Origin of the sequence: Vibrio sp. 10N.247.311.49 (assembly GCF_041467655.1) — a bacterium.
Lineage (GTDB): Bacteria > Pseudomonadota > Gammaproteobacteria > Enterobacterales > Vibrionaceae > Vibrio > Vibrio crassostreae_C.
The window spans coordinates 1-9,570 of the sequence record NZ_JBFSVA010000024.1; the positions used below are offsets into that span (position 1 = coordinate 1).

6 protein-coding genes are annotated in these 9,570 nt (G+C 41.6%); 4 read left to right on the forward strand and 2 right to left on the reverse strand.

Annotated features, from left to right (window positions below; translation table 11 throughout):
* Positions 1 to 272: 272 nt before the first annotated feature.
* Together AB6E54_RS18645 and AB6E54_RS18650 are read left to right on the forward strand one after the other, a co-directional pair.
* Positions 273 to 938, forward strand: coding sequence for a Bax inhibitor-1/YccA family protein (locus AB6E54_RS18645; RefSeq protein ID WP_017057206.1), 666 nt, complete (start codon positions 273 to 275; stop codon positions 936 to 938).
* 160 nt (positions 939 to 1,098) lie between these two features.
* Positions 1,099 to 1,428: a TusE/DsrC/DsvC family sulfur relay protein gene (locus tag AB6E54_RS18650; RefSeq protein ID WP_372168985.1), complete on the forward strand. Its 330-nt coding sequence runs from the start codon at positions 1,099 to 1,101 to the stop codon at positions 1,426 to 1,428.
* A 59-nt stretch (positions 1,429 to 1,487) separates the two neighbouring features.
* Here AB6E54_RS18650 and yccX read toward each other — a convergent pair whose 3' ends face one another.
* Positions 1,488 to 1,775, reverse strand: a complete 288-nt coding sequence (gene yccX / locus AB6E54_RS18655; RefSeq protein WP_017059706.1) for an acylphosphatase — start codon at positions 1,773 to 1,775, stop codon at positions 1,488 to 1,490.
* An 88-nt stretch (positions 1,776 to 1,863) separates the two neighbouring features.
* Between yccX and AB6E54_RS18660 the strand changes: the two genes are divergently transcribed.
* On the forward strand, positions 1,864 to 3,267 hold the full coding sequence (locus AB6E54_RS18660) for a methyl-accepting chemotaxis protein (protein WP_102333360.1): 1,404 nt from the start codon (positions 1,864 to 1,866) through the stop codon (positions 3,265 to 3,267).
* A 129-nt stretch (positions 3,268 to 3,396) separates the two neighbouring features.
* On the forward strand, positions 3,397 to 4,590 hold the full coding sequence (locus AB6E54_RS18665; protein WP_017066319.1) for a class I SAM-dependent methyltransferase: 1,194 nt from the start codon (positions 3,397 to 3,399) through the stop codon (positions 4,588 to 4,590).
* 85 nt (positions 4,591 to 4,675) lie between these two features.
* Here the strand turns inward: AB6E54_RS18665 and AB6E54_RS18670 are convergent.
* Positions 4,676 to 9,570 (reverse strand): Ig-like domain-containing protein (locus AB6E54_RS18670; protein ID WP_372168987.1); only part of this gene is annotated, 4,895 nt, incomplete at its 5' end.

A 9,570-nucleotide genomic window follows, 5' to 3' on the forward strand; every position in this document is an offset into this window, starting at 1 on the left:
TGGCTACCGATGTATTGTTGAACGCGAAATGTACAGCAAAGATCAACACGCCCTAGTTTTTCAAGATTATAAACAGCGATTCAGTGCGATTAAAATTGAACAACGAACCTTAACTGCACTTTAAGAAATACTTTGTTACACCTTCAGAAACACTTAACCGACTATTTTGATTATTATTTTACGTATACAAGAGGAATGAGAGACTTGATTTTTCGAACTTTCACCCCCATAAATGTACTAATAACTATTAAAGTCACCTTACGAGGAAGATTATGAACAGCCCTATGTTTTCACGCACAGCATCTCAAGAAAGTGCTCTGCAAACCAATAAAGTGTTGCGTAACACCTACGCATTACTGTCTATGACACTACTTTGGTCTGCTGTTGTAGCAGGCGTATCCATGGCGATGAACCTTCCTCGCCCGGGTCTTATTATCATGCTAGTTGGCTTCTACGGCCTACTTTTCCTAACAGAAAAGAACCGTGACAACAGCATGGGTCTAGTCTTCACATTCCTATTTACAGGTTTCTTAGGCTACACCATCGGTCCAATCTTAAACATGTACGTTGGCGCAGGCATGGGTGATGTCATCCTAACTGCACTTGGCGGTACAGCACTGGCGTTTATGGGCGCATCAGCTTACGCACTAACAACTAAGCGTGACCTGTCGTTCCTTAATGGCATGCTATTAGCTGGTTTCGTAGTACTACTTGTAGGTATGGTTGCAAACATCTTCCTACAAATGCCTCTACTATCATTGGCAATGAGCGGTATGTTCATCCTGTTCTCGACTGGTGTTATCTTGCTTACAACGCAAAACATCATTCGTGGCGGTGAAACAAACTACATCTCTGCAACGATCAGCTTGTACGTATCGATCTACAACATCTTCATCAGCCTACTAAGCATCCTAGGCATCATGGGCAGCGACGACTAATCGTTCCCATCATTGAAGAATATCTAGCCCAAGAGCCTACCTCTTGGGCTTTTTTGTATCTATAAGTACGATATTTCATTGGATAGCTACAATTTCTGTTGAGAAAGACAAACTTGGTCATGTACCCTATCCGCATAGTTAATTGGATTCTGGATTAAACATGTTTGAATATAACGGCAAGCAAATCGAAACCGACGCTCAAGGCTATCTATTGGATTACACGCAATGGGAAGAAGGCATGATTGAAATTCTTGCTCAAGACGAGGCGATTGAACTTACAGGTGCACACTTAGAAGTCGTACATTTTGTAAGGAGCTTTTACGAAGAGTTCAACACCTCACCAGCGGTTCGCATGCTCGTTAAAGCAATGGAAAAAGCTCACGGCCCAGAAAAAGGCAATAGTAAGTACCTTTTCAAGTTATTCAAAAAAGGCCCTGCAAAACAAGCGACCAAGCTCGCCGGTTTACCTAAACCAGCAAAGTGCTTGTAAAACCTAACCCGCTTTAGGTCATTAAGTTACGTTCAATATAAAATACTGTAGTGCTACAACTACAGTATTTTAAACGCCCCTATGCGTACGTCTTGGCGCTCACTATCTTTAACTTGATGCATCACAACGTTGTCTACTGTTGCGCTCGAAGGGCCAATATAGAGCCAAGCATGTAACTTCTCAATTTGCTGACTCTCTCCGACAACTAACACTTCAACTCGACCATCATTTAAGTTCTTTGCATAACCTGAGAGACCCATAGCTTGCGCCTGCCTACTGGTGTGGTAACGGAACCCAACACATTGAACTACGCCTGACACGACAAAAATATATTGTGAACTTTCCATAACGTTGCCTCATAAATTATATGAATGATATAGTCGAGTTTCTATTCATTCACCGCTTATTGGTGGACTTACTTCGAGTATAACGATTATGAAAGAAATCCCATTTCGTTGGATTGACAAATATCTCATTCACCTAAAAATCCAAGAAAAGTTCTATCTACTCTTCTTATTGCCTCTTCTCGCCCTGGTTATATTAACTCTCGTTTTAGATAGTGCCGCGGACTCTTTACTTGCTCACCTTTATCAAGAAGAAATGCTCTTGATGAAAGGGCTTATCGAAGCGGGTCAACTCACTAAAGATCAAGTAGCTCAGCTTGTCAGCAGCTCTGAAACCATCTCTTTAGGCTACGGTGCTGGTTCTGTTTCAGTGATGAATGGAGCGTTCAGCCTAGTTGCTAACCATGACCAAAACCTTTGGTCTGCTCTATCGACGACTCAGGTTTCTATCATCGCTGTAACCCTAACGCTTATCGCACTAGGTGTTTACTACATCATGACTTTCATTGGCGGCGCGATGTTCTCTATGAACAAAGCTTTGAACACCCTAGCGAATGGCGACTTAACTTGCCGTATGAACTACTTCTTAGTTCGTGACGAGTTTAGTGAAATCGCGATTACAATCGATAAAGTCGCTGAACGTGAACAAAACATGGTTCTATCAATCCAAGAGTCTGTCGCTCTCATGCAGCAAATCAGCTCGGACTTGAACCAGTCAACACAACAAAGTTCAGACATCTCAGGTAACCAACAGGAACACCTGAATAGCTTGGCAAGTGCAACGGAACAAATGGCGGCTACCATTCGCGAAGTAGCTACCCTTGCTCATGAGTCTAGTTCACAAACGATGGACGCTCGCGGCGTTGCTCAGAGCGGTCAAGTCAAGGTTTCAAATACACTGGAGTCTATCTCTAACCTATCTCAAGAGATCCAATCCGCTTCACAAGCAGTAGAAGAGCTTGATGCCAACGCGGCGCAGATCGATGAGGTGGTCGCAACCATCAATGGCATTTCAGAGCAGACCAATCTACTCGCATTGAACGCGGCTATCGAAGCCGCTCGTGCCGGCGAGCAGGGTCGTGGATTCGCTGTTGTTGCCGATGAAGTTCGTGCCCTTGCAGGTCGTACTCAACAAGCAACTGTTGAAATCCAAAGCATGATTGAATCATTACAACGTAACAGCCAATCACTAACCAAACTGATGGAAATAACGGTAAACAACGCTAATGAAGGCCAGACACTGATGTCAGAAGTGAATGTCGAGATCGGCTCTTTAGCAGAAAAGAATCAATCTATCTCAGACAGTAGTACTCAGATTGCTACAGCCGCGGAAGAGCAAGGTGTTGTTGCAGATAACATAGCTCAAAGTGTTGAGGAGATTCGTCATCAGTCAGACAGTATCTGCGAGATGATCAGTAAGAGTAATTCCAATGTTGACCAACTTCGTAAACAAAGTGATACGATGGAAGGTTTGCTGACAGGTCTCAAAGCTTAATACTTATATCTAGCCAGTATGTGTTGATTAATCATTACTAGGGCTGCTTGTGCAGCCCTTTCTTATTTGCTTTTCAACTGTACTTCCTCGACAATACCCCTCCTTCAAATTCAACAAACAGAGTAAATTATGACTCCTTCAATTCATCTAGCTAAAGGCCGTGACAAATCACTACGCCGTAAACACCCATGGGTATTTTCACGCGGTATCGATAAAGTCGAAGGCGAGCCAAAATCAGGTGAAACTGTAGACGTATACACTCAAAATGGTCAGTGGCTTGCAAAAGCGGCTTACTCACCGGAATCTCAAATTCGAGCTCGTGTTTGGACATTTGAAAAAGAAGAAATCAATAAAGCATTCTTCGTAAAACGAATTCAAGACGCGCAATCTTTGCGTGAAGATATCATTGAACGTGATGGTCTAACTGGCTACCGCCTTACTGCAGCAGAGTCTGATGGCCTTCCCGGTATCACAATCGACAAATATCAAGATTTCCTCGTATGCCAATTACTTAGCGCCGGAGCTGAGTTTAATAAGAACATACTTGTTGAAGCTTTAATTGAATGTTTCCCTGACTGCAATATTTATGAGCGTTCTGACGTAGCAGTCCGTAAAAAAGAAGGCTTAGAACAAGTTGTTGGCGTACTTCACGGTGAAGAACCACCTAAATCAGTGGTCATTGAAGAAAACGGTGTGAAAATCAGCGTAAACATTATCGAAGGCCATAAAACGGGCTTCTATATGGACCAACGTGATAGCCGTAAAGAATCGATGAAATACGTTAAAGGCAAAGATGTCCTTAACTGTTTCTCGTACACAGGTGGTTTTGGTCTGTATGCCCTTAAAGGTGATGCTAAGCGTGTAATCAATGCAGACGTTTCTCAATTAGCTCTTGATACAGCTAAGTTCAACGCTGAGCTGAATGAGTTCGACATCTCGAAAAAGCGTGCAGTATTCCTAAACGCAGACGTATTCAAACTACTTCGCGAATACCGAGACCAAGGCACGAAGTTCGACGTAGTGATCATGGATCCACCAAAGTTTGTTTCAAGCAAGAATAACCTAACTTCAGGCGCTAACGGCTACAAAGACGTTAACATGCTTGCGATGCAAATCCTGAAACCAGGTGGCACTCTACTCACCTACTCTTGCTCTGGCTTAATGGGTACTGATTTGTTCCAAAAAATCATTGCTGATGCAGCATTAGATGCAGGCCGCACTGTTAAATTCGTAGAACGCTTCGAGCAAGCAGCCGACCACCTAACAGACACTGCCTACCCAGAAGGTTTCTACCTGAAAGGTTTTGCTTGTAAGGTTCTTTAATCCTTGAGCTTTTGACTCTATTATTTTATATGACGAAACAGACATATTAAAAAAGGGCCTTTCGGCCCTTTTTGTTATTCATGAATTAAGAGTTTGGTAGGTTAGTCATTAGTGAATTTACTAAATTCGTCAATTCATCACCGGAATAAACACCAGAAGAATCGACGTCAAAACCACTAAGATTACTTGCTTGGCCCTGCAATACTATAGTTTGAGAACCTTGATCATTAGTAATGGTTAACTCTAGGTCTTGGTTGTTATCGCTAATCTTAGCTGACAAATGTTCAAGAACATCATCCATTGTATTTTCATCATGAAGGAGTTCAGACAAATCAATACGGTCACTGCCCACTTCAAAGTCAGTAATAACGTCTCGATAGTTGTTCAAAGGTTCATCAACCCACTTGAAGATATCATCACCGTCGCCACCAGTTAGAATGTCATCACCTAAGCCACCGATTAAGATATCGCTACCGTCGCCACCGAGTAAGATATCATCCCCCGCAGCCCCTAGTAGTACATCATTACCAGCATGACCTAAGATAATGTCATCTTGTTCAGTACCCTGGAACTGATCATCACCTGTCGATGCGTTAAACGAAGAAGTAGGTGCAACATTCACCTCACCGCTAGGGCTTAGATTTAATGTAATAAGTTGCTGTGACTGAGCGCCTTGACTGTCTTCTACAGTTACAAGGATTTCAAATGCAACCGCTTTACCGGTGTCACTTGCTGTGCTGTCACTTGATGGTTGGAAATAGTATGAACCATCTTGTGCAACTCGAAATTCTCCGTAACCAATATCAACAACCAGTTCATTCCCAACACTGTCTTTGGTAAATGTTAGACCTGTTGGCAGGTTAATGGTGTTTCCATCAGTATCGACTTTCTGAATCACTGACGCTTTGCTCTCATCAATCATTACTGCTACTGCATCTAGGCCAGACAGAGATAGCAACAACGAACCAGCAATACCGATTGTTGGACGAAGTTTTGGTAATTCCGTTGTGATTAGAGAGTCTGGTATATAAACAACTTTACCATTGTTACCAGCGACTTCTTTAAGACCACTCTCAGGCACATTATCTGAGCTACCGACTCCAACGGCAGTCACATCTTTATCGGCAATAAAGCTGTCCCAATCGCTGTTGGTATCACTGTCCCAATCGCCATTGTCTCGACCGTCACTTAAGAAGTAAACAACGTCATTGGTATCGTCAGATGACAAATTTGAAACTGGGTTAGTATTGTAACCAGCGATTGCTGCCTCTACGCCATCTTCATAATCCGTTCCGCCTTGCGCATCGAAGATACCGTTATAATTTCTCTCATCTACTTTTTCTTGAGCGGTGGTAAGAATAGCTATAGCTTCAGCTACTGTCTTCCAACCAGTATTCGTCGCTCCAGAATCAAAGTCTATTAACTGTACCAGAACATCTTCACTGCCTTCTTGATCAGCCACGTTTTGCAAGAGATTAATTGACGCTTGCAATACGTACTCAATTCTCATATCGCTTAGACCACTCGGAGTACTTGCCATACTTCCAGAAGAATCAATAATCAGAGTAATGACTGTTGTTGGTACGCTCCCGCCTTGATCTGCCATGATATCGTTAGTTTCAGCAACATTAACACTAGTACTCGCTGTTGAAACATTTTCATTCACATCTACAGCAACGACTTCAACATCAACATCTAACTGTTCACCTGAACTATCTCTTACTGCAAGATTGTCATAGCTAATATGCTGTGTAGTGTCACCTTCAATATCAATGACCCAGACAGATTCATCACCAATGGTTACGAAACCACCAAGAACATTACCAGTATCTTTATCAATAATTTCTGCAGAATCTGGTAACCCGGAAATTCTAACTTCGTCTAGGTACTCACTTCCGTCTGTATCTGCTACCGAAGCTGTTACTGTAAAGCCAACATCTTGAAGCACATTGAATGTTCCGTCTTCATTAAGTTCAACAATAGCATCTGCAAAAATTAAACGTTCAATTTGATACAGTTTATCACCAGTACTACCCCATTCAGGAGTATCACGGTTCAAACTATCCACGATAGTCCAATCATGTTGTGTCGTCGTGTCACCAACAAAAGTTAAATTGTATTCAGAAAAATCACCTTCATATACTGCAGTATCAATAGCACTTTCAGCATCCAATGAACCAGTACCACCAGAAAGATGATCATCACCATCACGGCCAACAAAAATATCAGAACCTGTACCTCCTGGGTTTGTATTAGCATCTCCAATCAAACTATCACCAGAGCTTACATCAGAACCAACGATTAAATCATTTCCTACAGTCCCCGTTGTTTGACCATACTGATTCATTACAGTATGACCAAGTTCAGCATAATCACTTTCAGTAAAACTGGTGTTAGCATCAGCATTAACAAGCTTAGTATGCAATGCATCACTAATCACAACATTTGAAGTATCACCAAATACCGCAGTAACATTAGGCTTATCAGCCACGGCATTCACAACAAGTGTTGCTGTACCTTCGCTCGACTTAGCTCCATCAGAAACAGTCACAGTAAACGGTACGCTATCGAAATGTTTATCCGAAGCTGGTGTAAACTCTGCAGAGGTCACTTTCCCTTCTGAATCTGTTACAAGCTGAACCGAACCATATGATGGGTCAACCTTGACATCTGTAATAAATGTCTGGTCTCCATCAGCATCAGTAATATTGAGCTTATCCAGAGACAAACTAACCACCTGATCTTCATTAGAAGCATCAAGCTGAGAGTCATTCAAGACTGGTGCTTTATTTGTTGAATCCTGTGTACTTGAAGTTGAAATGGTTATAACACCAGTATCGGTTCCTTTGTCACTATCTGTAGCTTCATAGGTGATTTTTTCAGAAACAATCGTATCTACAACTTCAACACCTTGCAATGTGATATTAGAGTTCGATCCATTTGATTGGTCCCCATTAACTGTGTATACACGAATCTCATCAAACCCACCATCAAGCTGGATATTTGCAGTGAATTCACCGCTTCCATCATAAACGGCAGAATTAGTATCATCATCAAAGATGTAAGGGTCATTGCCTACCTGAACACCATCTTTAAATAAGATAACTTGTATCTCAGCATCAGCAGAATTGTTATCGGCATAGTGAGCCCAGACACTACCAAAATCGATATTAACCTCAGTTACTGTTACCTCAGTGGCGTTAGAATCACCAACCTTAGTAAAGTCTATCGAGATAAAATCTTTAGTTGAAACATCAAGTTCTTTATCACCTACACCTAATCCTGACTCATTTTCCTCACTATCATAATGCAATGTTTCAGCTGTTAAATTGCTAGATGAGTCTGGTCTATCTCCATCGAAAAGACCACCAGAAATGATTACACCACTATCTAATGTATAAGATGTTTCTGAACCATTTATATTGTTAAAATCTTCTGATGCATCAAAAGACAGGTCTGAGTTTATAGTCTCATCAAGTACATATTCGATTTGGGTGTCTTCAGTTAGAACTGTATTTTCATCAACTAATGTACGAGTATCACCATCAACCACATATAAAGAACCAAGCTCAGGAAGATCAATAATCGAAAGTTGAACATCTTTATTATCAGTACTGCTTAAATCGTCTTCAGCGTCACTTACGTGAGAATCGAACGTGAACTGTGCTGTCTGCTCTGTACCTAAATCAATACTAAAACTAGATGCACTAGGGTCGATATTGGTAGATAACGCATCAGTCCCAATAAATTGCGTGCCTGCAGGCTGATTTTGATATGTTAACTCTGCATCAATATTCAGCTCACCGTCTACAACCGTATCCATATCAACATCAAAGGATAAGGAGCCAGAATCTATATCAGATTGAGTAAGAACTTTAGTTTCAGTAAGTTGACCTTCAACTTCTATCGACAGCGTGGCACCGACTGCAGCACCAGCTGGCAGTGTCACATTATATGAAACCACAGGTCTATCACTGTTAATGAATTCGTCTTCATCCCTTACAATAGTAACTGAAGGGGCAAAGAGTTCTTCAACAGTTTTACCACCATCAGTGAAGTTGAAGTTTTCAAACTCGATGAAAGTGTTCACATCACTATTGCTTTCAGTGATAGTCACTGAACCATCAGCGTTTAACTGTACTAAAGCTGAATCCAAAGAGAAATCAAACACAGCGGTATCTGTACCAGAGCCACCATCTACAACTAATCTGTTATCTATGTCGTCTACTGTGGCATTAAATTGATCATCTCCCCCACCAAGTAAGACGAAGTCATCTGTAGTTTCTTGCTGTGCTGGGTCAAAATCACCATGGTAGTAATGTACGGTATTCGATGATTCACTAGTGTTACCGTAATTATCAACTTGTTTGGCTGTAAAGAATTCGTTGTCATTAACTGACGTAGAAACCAGGTTCGATATATCAGTGGTCCAGTTACCATTACTGTCGACTGTAATCGGAGCTACATTCACCTGATTACTGTCTTCATCGAATAGTAATATTGTTAAGCCAGGCTCACCAGTACCACTCAATGTAACTTCAGAATAATCACTAGCTGCAGAATCATCTGAGATATTTGTAATTACAGGAGATTCCGGAATATCTGTGAACACAAAGTAACGCTCTGTATTAGAAGCAACAAAATCGTTACCAGCATCGTCACTTCCAGTCACAGTAGCGGTAAGATCTGCAGGGTTACCCATAATAAGATTCGAACCATGTGTGACTAACTTGAACGTATTGTCAGCTAGAACTACCGTCGAACCGATAAGAACTTTGCTATCTCCAACCCCCAAGTAAATATGTACAGTATCCCCTTCACTTGCATCACCAGAAACTTTACCTGTTATCTCTTGATCAGATGAAGCTTCTTCAGCATTAACAATACCATCACCAGTAACTTGATCGATATCTATACCTGCTCCTGCTTCGGTATCGATGATGACTTCAAGCTCGGTCGACGTCGCGCTATTGCCCGCAT

Bases quoted from the DNA above. Each gene is read 5' to 3' on its own strand.
- AB6E54_RS18645 (WP_017057206.1), top strand. From the start codon at position 273: ATGAACAGCCCTATGTTTTCACGCACAGCATCTCAAGAAAGTGCTCTG.
- AB6E54_RS18650 (WP_372168985.1), top strand. From the start codon at position 1,099: ATGTTTGAATATAACGGCAAGCAAATCGAAACCGACGCTCAAGGCTAT.
- AB6E54_RS18660 (WP_102333360.1), top strand. From the start codon at position 1,864: ATGAAAGAAATCCCATTTCGTTGGATTGACAAATATCTCATTCACCTA.
- yccX (WP_017059706.1), bottom strand. From the start codon at position 1,775: ATGGAAAGTTCACAATATATTTTTGTCGTGTCAGGCGTAGTTCAATGT.
- AB6E54_RS18665 (WP_017066319.1), top strand. From the start codon at position 3,397: ATGACTCCTTCAATTCATCTAGCTAAAGGCCGTGACAAATCACTACGC.